This window comes from Ruegeria sp. CDSA034, assembly GCF_059612275.1.
This window is the reverse complement of sequence record NZ_JBXWQH010000003.1, coordinates 262,599-282,014: the sequence shown is the minus strand read 5'-3', so window position 1 is coordinate 282,014 and position 19,416 is coordinate 262,599. Positions and strand designations below refer to the sequence as shown.

At 57.9% G+C, this 19,416-nt stretch carries 22 protein-coding genes; 11 read left to right on the top strand and 11 right to left on the bottom strand.

All coding sequences use genetic code 11. From position 1 onward, the window contains the following. Positions 1-112 precede the first annotated feature (112 nt). The gene (locus AC2FLJ_RS08215; protein ID WP_496697093.1) at positions 113-922 is read left to right on the top strand and encodes a M90 family metallopeptidase; all 810 of its coding nucleotides are present in this window, start codon (positions 113-115) and stop codon (positions 920-922) included. 82 nt (positions 923-1,004) lie between these two features. Here AC2FLJ_RS08215 and AC2FLJ_RS08210 read toward each other — a convergent pair whose 3' ends face one another. Further along, positions 1,005-1,859 carry a hypothetical protein gene (locus AC2FLJ_RS08210; protein WP_496696761.1) on the bottom strand — a complete coding sequence of 285 codons (855 nt, stop codon included), beginning with the start codon at positions 1,857-1,859 and terminating at the stop codon, positions 1,005-1,007. Positions 1,860-1,956: 97 nt separating this feature from the next. On the opposite strand from AC2FLJ_RS08210, the gene aqpZ reads away from it, so the two are divergent. Together aqpZ and AC2FLJ_RS08200 are read left to right on the top strand one after the other, a co-directional pair. After that, a complete protein-coding gene (gene aqpZ, locus AC2FLJ_RS08205; protein WP_108860372.1) occupies positions 1,957-2,646 on the top strand; it encodes an aquaporin Z in 690 nt (229 codons plus the stop codon). Between the two features lie 85 nt (positions 2,647-2,731). Continuing rightward, on the top strand, positions 2,732-3,574 hold the full coding sequence (locus tag AC2FLJ_RS08200; RefSeq protein ID WP_496696763.1) for an alpha/beta fold hydrolase: 843 nt from the start codon (positions 2,732-2,734) through the stop codon (positions 3,572-3,574). Positions 3,575-3,613: 39 nt separating this feature from the next. Here AC2FLJ_RS08200 and AC2FLJ_RS08195 read toward each other — a convergent pair whose 3' ends face one another. Both AC2FLJ_RS08195 and AC2FLJ_RS08190 read right to left on the bottom strand, forming a co-directional pair. Continuing rightward, complete coding sequence (locus AC2FLJ_RS08195; protein WP_109311395.1) at positions 3,614-4,162, bottom strand: peptidylprolyl isomerase; 549 nt, start codon at positions 4,160-4,162, stop codon at positions 3,614-3,616. Next, entirely contained in the window at positions 4,155-4,661 is a 507-nt protein-coding gene (locus AC2FLJ_RS08190; RefSeq protein WP_108860369.1) for a peptidylprolyl isomerase, read from the bottom strand. The genes AC2FLJ_RS08195 and AC2FLJ_RS08190 overlap by 8 nt, the downstream gene beginning before the upstream one ends. Before the next feature lie 136 nt (positions 4,662-4,797). Here AC2FLJ_RS08190 and AC2FLJ_RS08185 point away from each other — a divergent pair, with 136 nt between their 5' ends. The 3 genes from AC2FLJ_RS08185 to AC2FLJ_RS08175 all read left to right on the top strand — a co-directional run bounded on the left by AC2FLJ_RS08185 (position 4,798) and on the right by AC2FLJ_RS08175 (position 6,859). Then, a complete protein-coding gene (locus tag AC2FLJ_RS08185; RefSeq protein WP_496696766.1) occupies positions 4,798-5,988 on the top strand; it encodes a phosphoglycerate kinase in 1,191 nt (396 codons plus the stop codon). Positions 5,989-6,049: 61 nt separating this feature from the next. Next, a complete protein-coding gene (locus tag AC2FLJ_RS08180) occupies positions 6,050-6,394 on the top strand; it encodes a lysozyme inhibitor LprI family protein (RefSeq protein ID WP_058277516.1) in 345 nt (114 codons plus the stop codon). A 165-nt stretch (positions 6,395-6,559) separates the two neighbouring features. Further along, a complete protein-coding gene (locus AC2FLJ_RS08175; protein WP_058273997.1) occupies positions 6,560-6,859 on the top strand; it encodes an FtsB family cell division protein in 300 nt (99 codons plus the stop codon). 56 nt (positions 6,860-6,915) lie between these two features. On the opposite strand, the gene AC2FLJ_RS08170 is transcribed toward AC2FLJ_RS08175, so the two are convergent. Beyond that, a complete protein-coding gene (locus tag AC2FLJ_RS08170; protein ID WP_496696768.1) occupies positions 6,916-7,122 on the bottom strand; it encodes a hypothetical protein in 207 nt (68 codons plus the stop codon). Positions 7,123-7,149: 27 nt separating this feature from the next. Beyond that, positions 7,150-7,626: a hypothetical protein gene (locus AC2FLJ_RS08165; protein ID WP_496705224.1), complete on the bottom strand. Its 477-nt coding sequence runs from the start codon at positions 7,624-7,626 to the stop codon at positions 7,150-7,152. Between the two features lie 243 nt (positions 7,627-7,869). Here AC2FLJ_RS08165 and pdhA point away from each other — a divergent pair, with 243 nt between their 5' ends. From pdhA to AC2FLJ_RS08145, 4 genes are all read left to right on the top strand, one after another. Further along, complete coding sequence (pdhA, locus tag AC2FLJ_RS08160) at positions 7,870-8,859, top strand: pyruvate dehydrogenase (acetyl-transferring) E1 component subunit alpha (protein WP_496696772.1); 990 nt, start codon at positions 7,870-7,872, stop codon at positions 8,857-8,859. Positions 8,860-8,874: 15 nt separating this feature from the next. After that, on the top strand, positions 8,875-10,242 hold the full coding sequence (locus AC2FLJ_RS08155; RefSeq protein WP_282169358.1) for a pyruvate dehydrogenase complex E1 component subunit beta: 1,368 nt from the start codon (positions 8,875-8,877) through the stop codon (positions 10,240-10,242). A 14-nt stretch (positions 10,243-10,256) separates the two neighbouring features. After that, a complete protein-coding gene (locus AC2FLJ_RS08150) occupies positions 10,257-11,561 on the top strand; it encodes a pyruvate dehydrogenase complex dihydrolipoamide acetyltransferase (RefSeq protein WP_496696774.1) in 1,305 nt (434 codons plus the stop codon). 148 nt (positions 11,562-11,709) lie between these two features. Beyond that, positions 11,710-11,946, top strand: coding sequence for a hypothetical protein (locus tag AC2FLJ_RS08145; RefSeq protein WP_496696776.1), 237 nt, complete (start codon positions 11,710-11,712; stop codon positions 11,944-11,946). 6 nt (positions 11,947-11,952) lie between these two features. Here the strand turns inward: AC2FLJ_RS08145 and cysE are convergent, their stop codons facing one another. Then, positions 11,953-12,762: a serine O-acetyltransferase gene (cysE, locus tag AC2FLJ_RS08140; RefSeq protein ID WP_058277511.1), complete on the bottom strand. Its 810-nt coding sequence runs from the start codon at positions 12,760-12,762 to the stop codon at positions 11,953-11,955. An 84-nt stretch (positions 12,763-12,846) separates the two neighbouring features. Between cysE and AC2FLJ_RS08135 the strand changes: the two genes are divergently transcribed. Then, entirely contained in the window at positions 12,847-13,185 is a 339-nt protein-coding gene (locus AC2FLJ_RS08135; protein WP_108860362.1) for a TraR/DksA family transcriptional regulator, read from the top strand. Here the strand turns inward: AC2FLJ_RS08135 and AC2FLJ_RS08130 are convergent. Genes AC2FLJ_RS08130 through AC2FLJ_RS08110 form a run of 5 tightly spaced genes read right to left on the bottom strand, consistent with a single transcriptional unit; the run spans position 13,166 to position 19,401 of the window. Beyond that, the gene (locus AC2FLJ_RS08130) at positions 13,166-13,462 is read right to left on the bottom strand and encodes a DUF7742 family protein (protein WP_496705221.1); all 297 of its coding nucleotides are present in this window, start codon (positions 13,460-13,462) and stop codon (positions 13,166-13,168) included. The genes AC2FLJ_RS08135 and AC2FLJ_RS08130 overlap by 20 nt on opposite strands. Positions 13,463-13,469: 7 nt before the next feature. Continuing rightward, entirely contained in the window at positions 13,470-17,438 is a 3,969-nt protein-coding gene (locus AC2FLJ_RS08125) for a baseplate multidomain protein megatron (RefSeq protein WP_496705219.1), read from the bottom strand. Further along, positions 17,439-17,885, bottom strand: a complete 447-nt coding sequence (locus AC2FLJ_RS08120; RefSeq protein WP_496705217.1) for an NlpC/P60 family protein — start codon at positions 17,883-17,885, stop codon at positions 17,439-17,441. Next, positions 17,882-18,769, bottom strand: a complete 888-nt coding sequence (locus tag AC2FLJ_RS08115; protein WP_496705215.1) for a phage/gene transfer agent baseplate hub protein — start codon at positions 18,767-18,769, stop codon at positions 17,882-17,884. Before AC2FLJ_RS08115 ends, AC2FLJ_RS08120 begins: the two co-directional genes overlap by 4 nt. Continuing rightward, positions 18,769-19,401 carry a phage distal tail protein, Rcc01695 family gene (locus AC2FLJ_RS08110; RefSeq protein WP_496696784.1) on the bottom strand — a complete coding sequence of 211 codons (633 nt, stop codon included), beginning with the start codon at positions 19,399-19,401 and terminating at the stop codon, positions 18,769-18,771. The genes AC2FLJ_RS08115 and AC2FLJ_RS08110 overlap by 1 nt, the downstream gene beginning before the upstream one ends. Positions 19,402-19,416: the final 15 nt, after the last annotated feature.

Here is a 19,416-nt window from a genome sequence, read left to right as displayed (position 1 = left end):
ACCACTGTCCAAAGTTTCGAACGCCGCGGGGAAACCTGCGGCGTTTTTCATTTGACGGGGACGATTGAGTTTTCCGGTTCCAACCGCCCGGCGCCTCCTTATAGTGACCTTTATGTTGTTCTTTTTCACTGCCTTGGCGCTTATCGCCGGTTTCGTACTGTATCGCTACTGGTCCAAGTCCCGGGCGCGCCAACTGCTTTTGTCCACGCCCCTGACAGACCACCAACGCATCCTCATCGAACAGCAAGTGCCTCTGATCCGCCGCCTGCCCCTTGACCTGCGTGTCAAACTGGACGGCAAGGTGAATCTATTTCTTGATCAGGTTCGTTTCTTTGGTTGCGACGGGCTGGACGTAACCGAGGAGATGGAACTGGCCATCGCCGCGCAGGCCTGCTTGCTCATTGTGAACAGCGATCTTTGGTATCAAAACCTGACAACAATCCTGATCTACCCGAACGCTTTTAAGTCTCGGCAGCGCCGACAGGAAGGATACGTCGTCAGCGAGAAAGAAATCGTGCGCACCGGTGAAAGCTGGGACCGGGGACCGGTTATTCTCTCCTGGACCCACAGCAAACTTGGCGCGCTGAATGATCATGACGGGCAGAACGTCGTACTTCATGAGTTCGCCCACCAAATCGACGACCTGTCTGGGGGAACCAACGGTGTTCCGATCCTAAGCGACGGACAAAGCTTTGCCGAATGGGAACGCGTGTTCCTGACCGCATATGACTCCCATGTACGCGCTGTCGAAAGTGGACGGCACACGGTCATAGATCCCTATGGCGCGACCGGGCACGAGGAGTTTTTTGCCGTCTCTGTCGAGGTCTTTTTCGAACAGCCCCGCGCGTTGAAGGCGGCTGTACCCGAGGTATATGACCAGCTTTCCAAACTGTTCCGACTGGACCCGGTAAGCTGGGCTTAACTCGTGGAAGTTGGAACAAGCATTGATCTATTGATCCTGTGTGAGGCGCACTGCGACCGTTCTTAGGGATCAGCGCGTGTCTTTAACGCTCCGCCCAGCTTGACACTGAACGGAACCCATTTCCTTCCAACGCCTCGTTAGCAAGAATAAAGCGTTCCCGAACCCGGTTGATTTCATCATCTGAAAAAAGACCGTCCGCGTCCAGGTCCGACGCCGCGACTGCTGCCCAAAGCGGTTCAGTAAACTCTTCAAACGTAACGGCTGCGTCACCGTCAATGTCAAAGTCATCGAAGTAAGGGACGGGCTTCGGCCTGGCCGTTTCTTCAGCCCCCGTCCAGCCGCCTTTCGGATCGACGACGGGAATATTACCGTTTTCAGCCGCTCCCATCACACCCCGGATACGGGCCGTTTGCTCACCAAGTTTTTGCCAAAACCGCACGGTGGCCTCTTCAAAAGTCGCCCCTTGACCATACAGATGATAGGCCGGTCCCCAGGCATCTTTTGAGAAGAAAACTTCAAGTTCTGCCTGCGTGACCACACCGTCCCGGTCCAGATCGTATCGCGCTGGCTCTTTGGTAATGGAAAACGAATACTTGTTCGAAACGACCCGCAAATAGTCCACTGCGTCCGCCTGAGACAGCACGCCATCCGCGTTCGACATCAGAGCGAAATAATTCCCAGCAACCTGCTGCCGAACGTCGTCGGTTGTGATCTCGGCAGGAGAAAAGGTCATAATGCTGCGAAACGCTGCACCGAGATAGAAATCAGCGCCATTTGGAAGTTCCACTTGTTCGGCGCCTGCCGAATTGATGAAACCAAGATACAGAAATGCGGAGCGCAGAGCGCAATTTCTCAGACGCAATCGATTGGGCATCTTTATAAACCTACACATGCTAATATTGTGAGTGAGTATTTGTCCTTTCCCTTCCCAATACAACCCAAACAGGAATCCAGGTACAGGCTGCTTTCTTACAATTTCACAAAATGAACTTTTTGAATTAACCTTAAACCCATTGTTTTCTGGAGGACTTTTAATGTCATCAAAACTTATGGCTGAATTCTTTGGTACCTTCTGGCTCGTGCTTGGCGGCTGTGGTAGCGCCGTTCTGGCCGCTGGGGTCGCCGATGTAGGTATCGGGTGGCTTGGCGTTGCCTTTGCCTTTGGCCTCACCGTTCTGACGATGGCCTATGCCGTTGGGCATATCTCGGGCGGTCATTTCAACCCCGCAGTCAGTCTTGGGCTGATGATCGGGGGGCGGTTTCCGGCGAAGGACCTTATCCCCTATTGGATCGCTCAGGTTATCGGCGCGATTGCTGCAGCTGCGGTCTTGTATCTGATCGTCAGCGGCGCGCCCGGCTTTGAAGGCGTGGGTGGGTTTGCCTCGAACGGTTATGGTGAGGCATCACCCGAGGGCTATTCACTGATGTCCGCTCTGGTGATCGAGATCGTCATGACCGCGTTCTTCATCATCATCATCCTGGGGGCCACTTCCAGCGGCGCTCCTGCCGGGTTCGGCCCCATCGCCATCGGACTTGGATTGACATTGATCCACCTGATCTCGATCCCGGTGACCAACACATCCGTCAACCCGGCCCGGTCCACAGGGGTTGCTTTGTTCGCGGACGCGCCTGCCCTTGGGCAGCTCTGGCTATTCTGGGTCGCACCCCTGATCGGTGGCGCAATCGGCGCATTGATCTGGAAGGCGATGACAACAGACGACTAAAGGCCAAGCGGGGGATTATTTCCCCCGCTTTCCTCTTCCTAAGCTATCATCCCTGACGAGACGACGCGAAACCAGGGAGGTAGACATGCTTCGAACACTGATGGTCACTGCGATAACGTTGACCGCGACAGCGGGACTGGCACAGGATGCCTGGCTGACAATCCCCGAAACACCGGCCATGCCCGAGGCCGCGTCCAGTAGTACCGCCAGCGTGAATGGCATCGACATGTATTACGCCACCTATGGATCGGCAGAGGGCACACCCGTCCTGTTGATCCATGGCGGTCTTGCGCATGGCGATATCTGGGCAGCACAAGTGGCTGATCTGGCCAGCGACCACAGCGTGATTGTGGCAGATACCCGAGGGCATGGCCGGTCAACCAATGACGGCAGCACCTACAGCTATGAATTGCTGGCGCAGGACTATCTGGCGCTGCTGGATCATCTGAATGTCGAACAAGTGCATCTGGTTGGATGGTCGGATGGTGCCAACATTGGCTACACGATTTCGACCACTGCGCCTGACCGTCTTGCCAGCCATTTCGCCCATGCGGGCAATGTCACGCTGGATGGGATCGATCCTTCAGTAGAAACCAACGAAGTCTTCGGTTCTTACGTCGGAATGATGGCCGGGGACTATGCCGCCATGTCCCCCACCCCGGACGGGTTCGAAGCGTTCCTGGGCGGTGTCGCGGCCATGTGGGCCACAGAAAAGCCCGGCGGGCTTGAGGGGCTGAAATCGGTGACCGTGCCCACTCTGGTCGTGCAGAGCGAACATGACGAGGCCATCCTTACCGAACACTCGCAAGCGATTGCCGAGGCTATCCCTGATGCTGATCTTCTGATTTTGAAAGACGTTAGTCACTTTGCGTCGTTTCAAGACCCGGATGCATACACGCAAGCGATCAGAGGCTTCATCGACCAATGACGAAAAACCCGGCGCTGATGCCAGCGCCGGGTTCAAGGATTATTCGGTGACGGTGACTTTTTTCATCACGTCCGGCTGGCCGATAATGGCACCGTTCTGGCCTTCACCGCGTTTGATCGCGTCAACCACGTCCATGCCGTCAGTCACCTGACCAACAACCGTATACTGGCCGTTCAGGAACGGGCCCGGTTCGAACATGATAAAGAACTGTGAGTTGGCGCTGTTGGGGTCTTGCGCCCGCGCCATGCCAACCACGCCCCGGTCGAATTCAAAATCTGAAAACTCGGCCGGAAGGTCTGCACGGTCGGAACCGCCTGTGCCGGCGCGGCGCATGTCGCCACCCAAACGGCCATGTTCCACGTCGCCGGTCTGCGCCATGAAGCCGTCAATCACGCGGTGAAACACCACGCCATCGTACTTGCCTTCATTGGCCAGAGCAGCGATCTGCTCAACATGTTTCGGAGCAATATCATCGAACAGGTCGATGGTGACAGTGCCATTGGCCCCCTCACCTTCGATCTCGACCTCAAGACCCGTGGCCAGCGCAGGGCTGGCCAACAAGGCAAAAGCGGCGGCCAGCTTATACATCAGCCGCCACCTTGACGCTAATCATGCGATCAGGGCTCGCTGGTGGCTCGCCTCGTACGATGGCGTCCACATGCTCCATTCCGTCGATGACACGGCCATAAACAGTGTACTGGCCGTTCAGGAAATGGTTGTCGCCGAAGTTGATGAAGAACTGCGAGTTCGCCGAATCCGGGTTCTGTGAGCGGGCCGCACCCAAAGTGCCACGATCATGGGGCAGCTTCGAGAACTCGGCCGGAACGTTGGGCAGAGACGATCCGCCGGTGCCCGCCATGCGCAGGTTGAACCCGTCTTCCATGTCGCCATGTTGCACGTCGCCGGTTTGCGCCATGAACCCGTCGATCACACGGTGAAAGGCCACGTTGTCATATTCGCCATTGCGCGCCAGTTCCTTCATGCGGGCGCTGTGCTGCGGTGCCACGTCAGGCAGCAGCTCAATGACGACATTGCCGCCTTTGAGTTCGACGATGATTGTGTTTTCGGGATCCTTGATCTCGGCCATGAGGCCCTCCTGTCGTTTTATCTTGCGCAAATACCTATGCGCAGGGCGCGCGAATGCCAAGTGACGCATTGACCTGAGGGCAAAATGCAGGAAAAGAACCGCCTAAGTCACTTTCACATTTGTCGAGGATTGCGCGATGGGCTGGAAAACACTGGACGACATGGACCTGAACGGCAAACGCGTGCTGGCGCGCGTGGATATCAACGTGCCAGTGGTCGACGGGGTCGTGACCGACGCCACCCGTATTGAGCGCATCGTGCCGACCGTTAAGGACATCTTGGCCGCTGGCGGCAAGCCCATCCTGCTGGCGCATTTCGGACGCCCGGGCGGAGAGCGCCGGCAGAACCTGTCGCTGAAGCAGCTTGTTCCGACGCTGGAGACGGCCTTTGGCACCAAGGTTCGGTTTGGCGATGACTGCGTGGGGATCGAGGCGGAAACCGCTGCAGCAAACCTGGGCGCTGGCGAGGTGCTTTTACTGGAAAACACGCGCTTTCACGCTGCGGAAACAAAGAACAGTCCGGAACTGGCTGCCGGCATGGCAAAAATGGGCGACGTGTACTGCAACGATGCCTTTTCGGCGGCTCACCGCGCGCATAGCTCGACCGAGGCGCTTGCCCGTCTTCTGCCCGCCTGCGCGGGCCGCCTGATGCAGCAAGAGCTGAGCGCGTTGGAAGCCGCGTTAGGCGCGCCTAAACGCCCGGTCACTGCGGTGGTCGGCGGCGCCAAGGTTTCAACCAAGCTGGACCTGTTGGGCAACCTGATCGAAAAGGTGGATTACTTGATTATTGGCGGTGGCATGGCGAACACGTTCCTCGTCGCGCAAGGCGTAAACGTCGGCAAGTCGCTGGCAGAAACGGCGATGAAAGACACCGCCGCTGAGATTCTGACCAAGGCCGAGACAACCGGCTGTCAGATTGTCCTGCCCCGCGATGTCGTGGTCGCTGAAAAGTTCGAAGCCCACGCCTCCAATCAGGTTCTACCAGCGGATCAATGCCCCGAAGACAGCATGATCCTTGACGCTGGTCCGGAAACCGTTGCGGAAATCACTGCGATTTTCGACAAGAGCCAAACGCTTATCTGGAACGGCCCGCTGGGTGCATTCGAGATTGAACCATTCGATGCCGCCACCAACGCAGCGGCCCTGAAAGCGGCTGAGCTGACACGGTCCGGACAGCTTGTGTCGGTCGCAGGCGGTGGTGACACGGTCGCTGCGCTGAATGCGTCCGGTGCTGCCAAGGACTTTTCATACATCTCGACTGCAGGGGGTGCCTTCCTGGAATGGATGGAAGGCAAAACGCTGCCCGGTGTTGCGGCACTGGATCAGTAACCCCTATCTGTCTGGCAATCGGCATTCATGGTACTCTCTTCGTCAAACCGGGAGATGCACCATGAAAGCTGTTGCCGTCCTTGCCACCACCCTGCTGCCCGTCACGACATATGCGCAATCCCACTGCAACGGGCACACACAGCTCGATCTCAATTTTTGCGCCAAAGAGAAATGGGAAGTGGCAGATCAGGATCTGAACAGCCTTTGGTCAGAGATCAAACCCTTATCGGACACGCGTGGTGATGGCCAAGCCCTGCTGACCGAGCAACGCGCCTGGCTTAAACGTCGTGACGCGACCTGTGACCCCGAGCTGGAAAGCGACGGTAGCGCGGCCCCCATGTTCTATTGGGCCTGCATGGAAGAACAAACCCTGCAGCGCAATCAAGCGCTTGAAGCCTGGCGATAACCACTTTTCAACCCAGCCAAATTCATCGGGCGAACATGTTTTTTCTGCTGATCATGAAAAATTGCGAATCGAGGGATTCACAAGCCGAATCACCTGTGACATAGTGCAGACAGATGTCCGAAAAGGGCACGTTTTTGAGGCAGACTTCATACGGCGGTAAACAGAGTGTCCCGTTCCCATCGGCCCGGTTTGGGCGCAGTTGCATTTTTCATGGTGGCTTTCACGTTAGGTGTTTATTTCACCTTTGCCGCCGTGCAAGGCGACTATGGCCTGTTCCGACGGGTCGAGATTGCAGCGGAACGGGACGCCCTGTCGCGCGACCTTGCCAAACTTGATGCCGAGATCACGGAAATGGAAAACCTGACGCGCCGCCTGTCGGACAATTATCTGGATCTGGATCTTTTGGATCAGCAGGCGCGGTCCGTGCTGGGCATGATCCGCTCAGATGAGATCGTCATCCGCTGAACCGATTGAGCGATGGTTACTTGACCAAAGCACCTGACGGCCCGGGATGAAATGGCTCACGCGGAACTTGGCCTGACGCTTTCTTTAGTCGGAAATTCATACCCGAATTCGGATATCTCGGCGGCAAAGACATTCGCCACGATATCGACGTTCGCATTATCGAAATTCTCGCCGTAGAAAACACCGATGTCATATTCTTTTCGGATACCAGAGTTCCAACGCCGATCACCCAGCGAGACATCTGTGATCCCCCTCTCAGCCATCAGGGTGTTGAAATCTGATTGCAAACTCTAGTAGCGCAGAACGCGGTCGACCGCCAATTGCCCATTCTCAGAATACAGATGAAAGTCTGAAAAGAATCGCAGCTGCAAATTGCAGAACCGATGAAACGATTCCCCAACATCAACAATCTTGTACCCGCGCTGGTGCATCCAGAAATAAAAAGCAGAAACCGCCTTATCCCACGGGTTGCGTTCGACGCAGAAGCTGAAACATCCGTCGCAAAGGTCCCCGAGATAAGTTCGCGCCACTGCGATTCCGTTGTGGGGATTGCGCGCCCTTACGTGGCCTTCCGACCTTTCCCTAAGCAAACGCAACGAGCCGCGTACAATGAACTGCTTGCCCGCTCGCTGTTCTTCCTCCTCCTTGGTGAAGGGCGTCGCAAAATCGCCCTGTGCAAGGTGCTTACTAAGTGCAATTTCAATAGAAGTCCCAGCAGTCTTTTTTGTTTTGATAAACATAAGCTTATCTTGTCGCAGGATCATCATTCGGAAAGAACTCCACAGTTCGGGCGCGAGTATCTATAGCCCAACGTAACTTGTCAAAAAAGCGTAGCGCCAGTCAATCGGAGATAACATCCGGGAAATGGAACTGACGCAAAAATGGCCTGAGTTTTGAAGCCGGACGGCTCGCCCTACGCTGCGTCACATTTCTGCTCGCCAGAAAGCAGGAAATGCTTTATGAAATAGTTTAACGCTAAACTATCTTGCCGAGAGGGGGAGATCGCCAACATGGCTGCGCGAAAAACCACAAAGAAACCAAACGTTTCTGCGGAAGAACTTACCGACTATTACCGTGAAATGCTGCTGATCCGCCGATTCGAAGAAAAGGCCGGTCAGCTCTATGGCATGGGTCTGATTGGCGGTTTCTGCCACCTCTATATTGGCCAAGAGGCCGTTGTCGTCGGCCTTGAGGCTGCGACTGAAGAAGGTGACAAGCGGATTACCTCTTACCGCGACCACGGTCACATGCTGGCTTGCGGCATGGATCCGGGTGGCGTGATGGCCGAGCTGACCGGTCGCATTGGCGGTCTGTCCAAAGGCAAGGGCGGCTCGATGCACATGTTCTCGAAAGAGAAGCATTTCTATGGCGGCCACGGCATTGTTGGCGCGCAGGTTCCGCTGGGTGCGGGTCTGGCATTTGCCGACAAATACAAAGGCAACGGTCGCGTGACCTTTACCTATTTCGGTGACGGTGCAGCGAACCAGGGCCAGGTTTATGAGACATTCAACATGGCCGCCCTTTGGGACCTGCCGGTAGTGTTCGTGATCGAGAACAACCAATACGCCATGGGTACGGCGCAGGCGCGCTCGACCTCGACCAAGGATATCTACCACCGCGGCGAAGCGTTCGGCATCCCCGGTGAGATCGTCAACGGCATGGATGTACTTGCGGTCAAAGCCGCAGGGGAAAAAGCTGTCGCGCACTGCCGTGCGGGTAAAGGCCCCTATATCCTCGAGATCAAGACCTACCGCTACCGCGGCCACTCGATGTCCGACCCGGCCAAGTACCGCACCCGCGAAGAGGTTCAGAAGGTTCGTGAGCAAAGCGACCCGATCGAACATGTGCGCGAGCTGCTGCTGACCGGTAAACACGCGACCGAGGATGATTTGAAGGCGATCGACAAAGAGATCAAAGAGATCGTCAATCAAGCCGCCGAATTCTCGAAAGAAAGCCCCGAGCCTTCCGTCGAAGAGCTCTGGACCGACATTTACGCCTGAGAGGACGACTAAGACATGGCAACCGAAATTCTCATGCCCGCCCTTTCGCCCACAATGGAAGAGGGCACATTGGCCAAGTGGCTGATCAAGGAAGGCGACACCGTATCCAGCGGCGACATCATGGCCGAGATCGAAACCGACAAGGCGACAATGGAGTTCGAAGCCGTCGATGAAGGCATCGTCGGCAAGATCCTGATCGCCGAAGGCACCGAAGGGGTAAAAGTGAACACTCCTATCGCGGTGCTGGTTGAAGAAGGCGAAGACGCCTCCGCCATTCCCGCAGCTGCACCTGCGGCGGTGGCCGAGGCGGCCCCTGCGGCAGCAGAGACCGCTGCCCCTGCTGCAACTGCACCTGCCGCGCCTAAGGTGGATCTTTCCCCGGACTGGCCAGCAGATGCGCCGATGAAACAGCAGACCGTGCGTGAAGCTTTGCGCGATGCGATGGCCGAAGAAATGCGTGGTGACGAGGACGTCTACCTGATGGGCGAAGAAGTCGCCGAGTATCAGGGCGCCTACAAAATCAGCCAGGGCATGCTGGACGAGTTCGGCAGCAAGCGCGTGATCGACACCCCGATTACCGAACACGGGTTTGCCGGCATCGCCGTCGGATCCGCCATGGCCGGACTGAAACCGATTGTCGAGTTCATGACCTTCAACTTCGCCATGCAGGCGATTGACCAGATCATCAACTCGGCGGCCAAGACGCTCTACATGTCCGGTGGTCAGATGGGTTGTCCTATCGTGTTCCGTGGCCCCAACGGTGCCGCTGCTCGCGTCGGTGCGCAGCACAGCCAGGATTACGCAGCGTGGTATATGCAAATACCGGGCCTGAAAGTGGTGATGCCCTATTCCGCAGCCGATGCAAAAGGTCTGTTGAAGTCGGCGATCCGCGATCCGAACCCGGTTGTGTTCTTAGAAAACGAAATCCTTTACGGTCGTTCTTTCGACATGCCGCAGGTGGACGATCTGACCGTCCCGCTGGGCAAGGCGCGTATCTGGCGCGAAGGCACGGATGTAACCATCGTCAGCTTTGGCATCGGCATGCAATATGCGCTTGAGGCCGCCGACAAGCTGGCCGAGGACGGTATCAGTGCCGAGGTGATCGACCTGCGCACTATCCGGCCAATGGACACAGGCGCGATTATCAACTCTGTGATGAAGACCAACCGTCTGGTGACCGTCGAAGAAGGCTGGCCGCAAGGCTCGGTTGGCGGCTATATCTCATCCGTGGTGATGCAGGAAGCGTTCGATTACCTTGACGCGCCGGTCATCAACTGCACCGGCAAGGATGTTCCGATGCCTTATGCCGCAAATCTGGAAAAACTGGCCCTGATCACAACCGAAGAAGTGATCGCCGCCGTCAAACAAGTGACCTACCGGTAAGGAGCGACAGACAGATGCCCACGGAAATTCTGATGCCCGCCCTGTCACCGACCATGGAGGAAGGCACCCTTGCCAAATGGCTGGTCAAGGAAGGCGACACCGTCTCGTCCGGCGACCTGCTGGCCGAGATTGAAACCGACAAAGCCACGATGGAATTCGAGGCCGTCGACGAAGGCACAATCGGCAAGATTCTGATCCCCGAAGGCACCGAAGGGGTCAAAGTAAACACCGCGATCGCAGTCCTGCTGGAAGAGGGCGAGAGCGCCGATGACATCGCGGCCACGCCAGCTGCAACACCCGCGGCTGCACCCGCAGCGGCCGCGGGCAACGAGGCTGCCGCGCCAGCGGCGTCCGAGGCGCCCGCCCCTGCCCCGGCTGCTCCGGCCAAGGCGGATGGCGGTCGCATCTTTGCGTCACCGCTGGCCCGTCGCATTGCAGCCCAAAAAGGTTTGGACCTTGCGCAAATCACCGGCTCTGGCCCGCATGGGCGGATTGTGAAGGCCGATGTCGAAGGCGCCACGGCAACTGCCGCTGCTCCAGCTCTGGCTGCTGCGCCAGCACCTGCCCCGGCTGCTGCCGCGCCTGCTGGTCCATCTGCGGATGCCGTTGCCCGGATGTACGAGGGCCGCGCGTACGAAGAGATCAAGCTGGATGGGATGCGCAAGACCATTGCTGCCCGCCTGTCCGAAGCCAAGCAGACGATCCCGCATTTCTACCTGCGCCGCGATATCAAGCTGGACGCGTTGCTCAAGTTCCGCAGCCAGCTGAACAAGCAGCTGGAAGGCCGTGGCGTAAAGTTGAGCGTCAACGACTTCATCATTAAGGCCGTCGCCAACGCGCTGCAACAGGTTCCCGCCTGCAACGCTGTCTGGGCCGGTGACCGGGTTCTGCAATTGAAACCCTCGGACGTAGCGGTCGCGGTTGCGATCGAAGGCGGTCTGTTCACACCGGTCCTGCAGGACGCCGACACTAAGTCGCTGTCCGCGCTCTCGGCTGAGATGAAGGACCTTGCCGGTCGCGCGCGTGAGCGCAAGCTGGCCCCGCATGAATATCAGGGGGGCACCTTCGCGGTCTCGAACCTCGGCATGTTCGGCATCGACAATTTCGATGCCATCGTGAACCCGCCGCATGCGGGCATCTTGGCAGTGGGAACAGGGCTGAAAAAACCGGTTGTCGGCGATGACGGTGAACTGACAGTAGCTACTGTTATGTCGGTGACAATGTCTGTCGATCACCGGGTCATTGACGGTGCGCTTGGTGCCCAGTTGCTGCAAGCTATTGTGGACAACCTGGAAAACCCGATGGTCATGCTGGCCTAAGGAAAAATTAGGGTCGCGCCGATACCAGACCGGCGCGACCCAACCAGATCACAACCGTCATGTGAGCGCTTGTGATCACCGCGCGTGTTGCACCGACACCTACCGTCAACCACCTTGTCTGAATGAAAATCACGGACACAGGTGCCCTATGACTTCCACCTATTCGGTAAACTTCTTGCTGGTTGCAGCCCTTGTGTTTGGTATGCCGACGGTTGCGGCGGCGAAGCCCAATACCTATCCGGGTGAACATTCCGCCTTTAGTTCTGATCCAGCCGAAACGGCCAAACGAGAAGCTGAACGCGCGAAAAGGAAAGAAGAACGAAAAAAGCGGCGTGAAGAACAGCGACGCAAGCGGTCGATCAAAAAGAACGACCGCTTGAACTGACTTGAATTACTGGTCTTTGCCCAGCATGTGATCCATCGAGATTGAGGGTTGATCGCACCCGGCCTCTCCGACGATCTTGGCCGGTATTCCGGCCACGGTTTTGCAAGCAGGCACTTCCTGCAGCACGACCGAGCCTGCAGCGATACGGCTGCAATGGCCAACTACGATATTGCCCAGAACCTTAGCACCCGCCCCAATCAGCACGCCATCGCCAATCGTGGGATGGCGCTGTTCTTCTTCCTTACCGGTCCCGCCAAGGGTCACCGAATGCAACATAGAGACGTTGTCGCCAACGATCGCCGTTTCACCAATCACGATCGAATGCGCGTGGTCGATCATGATACCTTTCCCGATCTTTGCCGCGGGGTGGATATCAATCCCGAAAATCTCGGACGAGCGCATCTGAAAGAAGTACGCCAGATCATAACGCCCCTTGCGCCACAACCAGTGCCCCACGCGATAGGCTTGCATCGCCTGATACCCTTTGAAGTAAAGGATTGGTTGCAACAGGCGGTGGCAGGCCGGGTCGCGTTCGTAGACGGCCATCAAATCCGCGCGCGCAGCTTCGAGCAGTGCGGGGTCGTCGGCGTAGGCTTCGTCCACGATCTCGCGCAGCACCATCATCGACATTTCGTTCGAGCACAGCTTGGCCGCAATCCGGTAGGACAGCGCCCGTTCCAGGCTACGGTGGTGCAAGATACAGGCGTGAACCAGCCCACCCATCAAAGGCTCAATCTCAACTGCCGACTGAGCTTCGGCGGTGATGCGATCCCAAACAGGGTCGACAGGGGTCACGTGGCTGCGCGTTTCGAACATGGCTTTTCATCCTTTGCTGCGCCTAGAATGCCATTTAGTTGTAAAATCACCAAACGCAAACCCGTGATCTGCAGGGCAACGAAAATGAATGAAACCCAGTTGGAGGATTTCGAAGCCCGTATCCGCGCGCGATTGGACGAATTGGCCGCGCATTCTGCGCTTGGAACCGAGGCACAGGCAGTTGTTGAACTGGACCAACAGGCAGTCGGGCGGCTCAGCCGGATGGACGCCCTGCAAAATCAGGCCATGGCCAAGGCTCAGCAAGCGAATCGTGATATCGAAACACGCCGGTTGTCAGTGGCCCTGACCCGGATCAAAGATGGAGAATTCGGGTATTGCGAGGATTGCGGCGAAGAGATTCCGGTTGGTCGTCTGAACCTTGATCCAGCGGCCAGCAAGTGCGTCAGCTGCGCATCCGGGTAACGCGGAATTGAACCAGGCATCGCAGAACCATCTCAAAACACTGGCAATATTGCAAATCGTCAAAGCTTGGCTCGTTGGCCAATGGCCGGGTTCGGGCCACTGTCATCAATGAGCCATTACCAAACAGCGGGTGTAGCCGGCCTGTATGGCCGACATAGATGTCGGCCAGTTCAGCTTCGTTGATCATTCTAGTGCACAGGCGTTCCCGGTCGGAAGGCGTCGCGTTTAGCAACACCCGCGCCGCGGCACTTACATCGCCGTGCAAAACAGGACGCATAACTGCCTTACCCAACCAGAAGACGTGCGGCGGGACCCGGCCCGTAGCTGGCTGAGATCTGTGCCACATCAACCTCGTAAGTGCCGGTTACGCCATCGGCGGCTTTCATCGTTGATGGGTATGTCCAGCGCGGCTCTGACGTAACCTGTTCGCGTATTACTGACCCGTTGATCCTGATTTTCACCAGATAGGATTCAGTCTCTTCCCCTAGCAGCACGTCAAATCCATCCCAGCCATCGCCGTCCAGCCGGGTTCGACGGATCCACGAAATTTCATCACCCGCTCCGATTTTTGCTAATTTGACATGCACCGGAGCATATGGCCGAAGTCCGTTGCCGTCGAAGGCGTGAACCTGGTGGAGGAAAGAAGGATCGTCATAGGCACGCGTTCCGGGTCCGATGCGATAGTGTTTCGCCACACGCCTTTCAGACCGCAACAGCCCGGTTTGGAACACTCTTTCATCGAGCAAGACAAAAGTTGAACCTTCAGGCCAGGTTTCAGGCATAACACTGTCCGTCCCCAATTGCCCGCGCAGGCGCCCCAATAGGGCATAGGTCCCCTGACCCACAAGTTCGGCGCTGGCGAACTGGAACAGTTCCCAGTTTCCGGGCGTCCCGTCCCCTATTGCGGCCAGATTGGCACCATTCAACAAAGCGTCGCGCGGGCGCGATTCCAGCAAGCCGTCGACCAGCCTGACGCGCAGCGGCTCACCGTCGTCCCAAACCCCTACGCTGGCGCGCTGCAAAGGCGATTGAGTAAACCCGATGACGGCCTGTGCCGAGATAACCTCTTGCAAGGTATAATCCTCATCATTCACAGCCGAATACATTGCAGCGCTGCCGGGCCAGGGGTCGGCAGACACAGCCAGGTAAGGCGCATGCGGCACCTCTGAGCCGGTAATCAGCGGCAGATCCATGAACACTGGCAGAACCGGAACCGGGGCGACAAAGGGCTTGGTCGAGACTAGGTCATCAGGCAGATCAGACGGCGCGTATATTCCCGGTTCGATCCGAACGGCATCCGCCAATTGCATCTCAGCTTGTTCCAGTCGATCGATCCTGAAACGCGCACCCTGTCCGCCTTCATCCAGGCTGACGACATCCCCCGCGCCGATGTGCCCCAACGAAGGCGGCAGCGCAAAGCGCACGGTTTCGCGGGACACCCGCGCCTCGCTTAGCCACCGTTCCGCCGTCTGGCGACCTTCGGCACGGGTCATGGACAGGGGCATCTCGTTGACAGACACCGAATGCGTCCGCGTGTCGGGCAGAACGGCCTCTTCCGCGACGATGTCATGATCCCCATCCGATTGAACAAAGCGCAAGCGCACCCGGCCAGTCATTTCAGCCTCGGCTTCGCGGCGATGTTCGATACCGGCCTCAATATCCGAGCTGAGCGCCAGATGCTCCTGATCCAGTGTGATGGCGCGTTGCCCATTGCGCATCTGGAACCGCAATACGCCATCCCGCTCGATTGCATCGAAACCATAGCGAAGCATCAACGGCTGCAAGGCGGATCGCGCGTCCGAGACCTGTTCGATGGCATAGCCGCGCACCACACCATAAAGGCGCGACGTGTCGATGTCGGTCACGCCAGCCCCGTGACAAATCTCGGTCACCACCGATGCCAGCGTGCGCGACCCCGACCGCCCGTTCAGCCAATGCCCCCGCGCGTAATTCTCACCATCACTCCATTGGCTTTGCAGGTTCGGGAAGGTTGGATATGGCCGCGCATCCCAGGCCCAGACATAGGCATTGGACAGATCAATCATGTGACCGCCGTAAGTATTGGAAACCGGGTTGTTTTTTGCCTCGGACCAATAGCCCAAAATCGCCTTGAGATATTGCACCTGAATGAAATCATCCCGCAGACCGTTGGAATAGCGCGGCAGCTTGGATTCCGAGGATTTCGGGTCCAGAAACTTGTTCGGCTGATTGGTGCCTTTGTCGATGGCCGCACAACCCAGTTCCGTGAACCAGATCGGCTTGGACCGAGGCACCCATGCGGTCCGATTGGCTTGACGCACGCCTCCGATCCGTTCGTGATGCGGTTGCGACCACCAGTTGCGTATATCCTTATATCGCCAGATCCAGGCCTCATCATGCGCCTGATCTTCGATCGCAGACCGGATCTGCGCTTTGGATTCCTCGGTCGAGGCGTAGTACCAGTCGTACCCTTCCCCACCTTCAACATTGCCGCGCAGGTAGTCCAGATCATAGATCGCATCTACGCCCGCTTTGGCGTCGGCGTGATCTTCTCCGTCCCGCCAATCGGACAGGGGCATGTAGTTGTCGATACCAACGAAGTCGATATTGTCATCGGCCCAAAGCGGATCCAGATGAAAGTACCGGTCGCTGCCAGCATCGACGGGTTTGTAACCGAAATACTCGCTCCAGTCGGCCGCATAGCCGATTTTGGTGTTCGGCCCGAGGATTTTGCGCACTTCAGCCGCGAGGATTTGCATCTGCGCCACCGCAGGAAACCCGGTCGCGCCCCTGATTTGCGTCAGGCCGCGCATCTCGGATGCGATGCAGAACGACGCCACTCCACCAGCTGCCTTGCAGAGCGCCGCATAGTGCAAAATAAAACGGAACAAACCCCATTCCTGCGGGCCGGTATAGGTGACGGTGCCATCGCCGACGACAAAGTTGCTTGCGCGGGCCTGGCCAAAGAACTGCGCAACCTGCGCATCGGCGCCGGCAGTCATATCCGGAGACCCGTTGCGGCCTGGTGCCTCGCTCAGCGTGATCCGCCCTCGCCACGGCAGGTGCGGTTGATCGGTGGCATCGGACCAGGGATCGGGCAGACCGTTGCCGCGCAACTGATCCATCAGGATGAAGGGATAGAACATCACCCGCTTACCGGATGAGTTCAGATGCCGGATCGCTTCGATTACGGACGCATCCGCCGGTGTCGCCCCATAGACAGGTCTATCGTTTTCGATCTGAACAATCTGGGCAGCCGCCCGGGATACGCCTGATACGCTCCACGGCATGATCTTGCCATCAAACTCTTTGTGCAGGACCTTTGGCTGCACCTTGCTATGACCGCACCGCAGATCGTCGCCAAACCAGGACACGACGAGCGACACCGCATCGCAGGCGGGCAATTCAGCATTCAGCGCGTGGGTCGAGGTGACCAGATCGGAAACGCCCGAAGCCGAATGCACGTTCGCAGCCCAGCTTTGCCCCTGCCCTTTGGAATAATTCACCTGCCTGTTGGCCAGAGAATATTCGCCCGTACCCGGGATCATCGCCACGCCGCGCACGATCCGGGAAACAGCACCGAGTGTGTCGGGCAGCCCCGGCTGTTCCTGTCGGACAACCTCAAAGGAAAACTGCGGGACCCGGTTGCCGAATGCAGCAAGCTGTAGGTCCTCGATCACCACATATGCGGTGCCCCGGTACGCAGGGACCTGTCCGGTGCCCTCGACCGCCTCGATCAACGGGTCAGGCAATTGATTGTCGGTGCCCTTGTACAGGCGCACATTCAGCCCGGCGCGCTCAAGCTCTTCACCATCGGCCCAGATACGCGAGATGTCAGAGATCTGCCCAGCGCCCACGGCAATCGCCAGCGAGATCGAATAGCTGTAGGTATGCGTGGTCGTGGTTGTTGTGGCCGAACTTGGCCGCCGCGACCCTTTTCCGCCCCGCGTGGATTGCGTTGCCGTGCTGGTGCTGCGGGTTTCCAGAAAGTCCGACGCCCAGATGATCTGCCCACCGACACGCATACGTCCGAACACGGTAGTGACCGAAGCCCCCTCTCCGGTTTCGGTCAGGCGGAAACGATCCAGACGCCCGGTTTCGACAACCTCGCTGCCGCCACCCATCACAGATTGGCTCATCAGCCGCTGGTCGATGACCCGCCCCAACGTTGCGCCGACAGCCCGGCCGATGATCGCTGTGGAAAGACCCGCGACAGTGCCACCGATCGAGCCGCCAAGAGCAGCCCCGGCTGCGGAAAGTACAATCGTAGCCATTTACTTGACCTCCAGCGGGAATGCGAAACAGGCGACAACCCGGCGACGCCAAGGGTCGCTCAGGGCGTTTTCCACAACGCCGTGCCCGGAATATGCGTGAATGAACCGCGGGACCGCGCCGGTTTCGCTGACAACACCCACATGTTTGGCGACGCCGCCATCGCGCATGCGGAACAGCAATACGTCGCCTGCTGCCAGTTCCGAGGGCCGCTTTGATGTCAAATTTCGGCGGGCGGCATCCCACATGCGTTCATCACCCTGCGGCTCTGACCAGTCCATGCTGTAGCTCGGCACGGTTTCCGGCTCAGCTCCGTACAGCGCGCGCCAGATTCCGCGTAGCAATCCCAAACAATCCGCACCCACACCCCTGACGGACGCCTGATGCACATACGGTGTGCCTAGCCATCGGCGCGCTTCTGCAACTATATCCTGCCGGTCTATTGTCATCGTCTGCTGCCCCCTTTGTTCGGTTTGTCTTTCTTGGGAACAGCCATCACCCAGTCCTCACCCGGTAAGTCCGGAAAGCCCTGAAAATTGATGAGATTGTTGAATTTTCTTCGGCAGGTCTCCATTCGCTTATCGCACCCGGCAGTCAGCCGGACGCGATCACCGACTGTCAGCCCGCCACTGATCCCCGTCCATAAGGTGACATTGCGCCCGCCCGTGATACGCTCATCCTGTTTCACCGACGCCCAAAGACCCGAGGCCGTGCCGGAAATCACATCCAGACGGCCACGTTCGAACCATCCCATATCCGGCGCGTCCGCACCTTTCAGTTGAAGCACACTGTCCGCCGACAGGCTGACGATCTCAGCCACTGCCTGAAAACCGGGCGCTGCCGCGTTGAATCGGCAAGCGTCATCGCCCAGCACGGCGGTGCAGGGTTTTTGGTAAATCCGCCCCAAGGGCCGGTTCAGCAGATCCGTCAGCCCTCGCAGCTCAGCATGAAAGGCCCCGCCGCCGCGACGCATTTCCCCGATTGAACCACGAAACTGTAGAGTTCGTTGTTCGGGGTCTGCCCAGTTCACGAGCCAAGCCTGAACCTGAGCACCGTCAAACCGTCCGGCCTCAATATCCTCTTCCCTAATCGCGGCATCAGACAGCGCACCCATCGCTTCAGAGTTATCGATCGAAAGCCCGGTTGCCTGTTCGATCGCTGCCGCGGTTAGGCCAGAGCTTGCTTTGAATGTCAGCCCGTCAAAGCGCAACTCCATATCATGATCGGTAAACCCATAGACCTGCCCATCCGTGCGCATGATGGCCCAGCATCGACAGGTGGTGGTCACCCCGCTTTGCAGATGCGCCTGCAATCCTTGTGCGTTACCGCCCATCAGACCCGCACCTCGACCACCGGAACGTTGGGCACGTCGCCTGCCTGAAAGCTGGCCACGCTGGTCTGGATCTTGTCGGTGTCAAAACGAACGGGCACGTCAAACTCGAACCCTGCCGTTATTTCCACATCTTGCGGCGGCGCGTTCGTAAACGTGACCCGACCCCGCGCCAGATCCACCTCGAAATCCACGGCTTCGCGCATTTCGTCCTGCTCAAGACCAAGTTTGACGGTCCCGAGAACCGGTTTGAGGATCGGACGGGCGTATTTGAACCCGCCAGAGCTGTAGGTTTTCACCAACTGGAACTCGGTCGTCTTGCCGTCGCCACGTGCAATGACCTGATCGGCATTGTCTACCTCAGCCGTTGCTCCGCCCGACTTGAAGTCAGACCAATCTTTCCACCGAAATCCGAACATCTGTCCCTGCCGCGCCTCGAAAAACGAAATCAGCGCTTCGATATCGTCAAGCGAGCGCATCCCAAGCCCGGCATCATAGCGTCGTCTTGAATGGGCCCAGGGCGTGTTGCGTTCTTCAAACCCGTTGGCCAGCGTCACGATATCTGTGCGCCGCTCGGGGCCGCCAACCGAACCAAAGCTCAGGCTGGCGGGAAATCTAACCTCATGGAAATTCATGGCCTGCTCCCTCAA

Excerpts from the sequence above, each read along its gene's own strand:
- AC2FLJ_RS08145 (WP_496696776.1), top strand. The coding sequence starts at position 11,710 with ATGACTTCCACCTATTCGGTAAACTTCTTGCTGGTTGCAGCCCTTGTG.
- AC2FLJ_RS08110 (WP_496696784.1), bottom strand. The coding sequence starts at position 19,401 with ATGAATTTCCATGAGGTTAGATTTCCCGCCAGCCTGAGCTTTGGTTCG.
- AC2FLJ_RS08170 (WP_496696768.1), bottom strand. The coding sequence starts at position 7,122 with ATGGCTGAGAGGGGGATCACAGATGTCTCGCTGGGTGATCGGCGTTGG.
- AC2FLJ_RS08115 (WP_496705215.1), bottom strand. The coding sequence starts at position 18,769 with ATGGGCGGTAACGCACAAGGATTGCAGGCGCATCTGCAAAGCGGGGTG.
- pdhA (WP_496696772.1), top strand. The coding sequence starts at position 7,870 with ATGGCTGCGCGAAAAACCACAAAGAAACCAAACGTTTCTGCGGAAGAA.
- AC2FLJ_RS08120 (WP_496705217.1), bottom strand. The coding sequence starts at position 17,885 with ATGACAATAGACCGGCAGGATATAGTTGCAGAAGCGCGCCGATGGCTA.
- AC2FLJ_RS08185 (WP_496696766.1), top strand. The coding sequence starts at position 4,798 with ATGGGCTGGAAAACACTGGACGACATGGACCTGAACGGCAAACGCGTG.
- AC2FLJ_RS08215 (WP_496697093.1), top strand. The coding sequence starts at position 113 with ATGTTGTTCTTTTTCACTGCCTTGGCGCTTATCGCCGGTTTCGTACTG.
- AC2FLJ_RS08130 (WP_496705221.1), bottom strand. The coding sequence starts at position 13,462 with ATGCGTCCTGTTTTGCACGGCGATGTAAGTGCCGCGGCGCGGGTGTTG.
- AC2FLJ_RS08135 (WP_108860362.1), top strand. The coding sequence starts at position 12,847 with ATGAATGAAACCCAGTTGGAGGATTTCGAAGCCCGTATCCGCGCGCGA.
- AC2FLJ_RS08125 (WP_496705219.1), bottom strand. The coding sequence starts at position 17,438 with ATGGCTACGATTGTACTTTCCGCAGCCGGGGCTGCTCTTGGCGGCTCG.
- AC2FLJ_RS08195 (WP_109311395.1), bottom strand. The coding sequence starts at position 4,162 with ATGTATAAGCTGGCCGCCGCTTTTGCCTTGTTGGCCAGCCCTGCGCTG.
- AC2FLJ_RS08190 (WP_108860369.1), bottom strand. The coding sequence starts at position 4,661 with ATGGCCGAGATCAAGGATCCCGAAAACACAATCATCGTCGAACTCAAA.
- AC2FLJ_RS08180 (WP_058277516.1), top strand. The coding sequence starts at position 6,050 with ATGAAAGCTGTTGCCGTCCTTGCCACCACCCTGCTGCCCGTCACGACA.
- AC2FLJ_RS08155 (WP_282169358.1), top strand. The coding sequence starts at position 8,875 with ATGGCAACCGAAATTCTCATGCCCGCCCTTTCGCCCACAATGGAAGAG.
- aqpZ (WP_108860372.1), top strand. The coding sequence starts at position 1,957 with ATGTCATCAAAACTTATGGCTGAATTCTTTGGTACCTTCTGGCTCGTG.
- cysE (WP_058277511.1), bottom strand. The coding sequence starts at position 12,762 with ATGTTCGAAACGCGCAGCCACGTGACCCCTGTCGACCCTGTTTGGGAT.
- AC2FLJ_RS08200 (WP_496696763.1), top strand. The coding sequence starts at position 2,732 with ATGCTTCGAACACTGATGGTCACTGCGATAACGTTGACCGCGACAGCG.
- AC2FLJ_RS08165 (WP_496705224.1), bottom strand. The coding sequence starts at position 7,626 with ATGATGATCCTGCGACAAGATAAGCTTATGTTTATCAAAACAAAAAAG.
- AC2FLJ_RS08150 (WP_496696774.1), top strand. The coding sequence starts at position 10,257 with ATGCCCACGGAAATTCTGATGCCCGCCCTGTCACCGACCATGGAGGAA.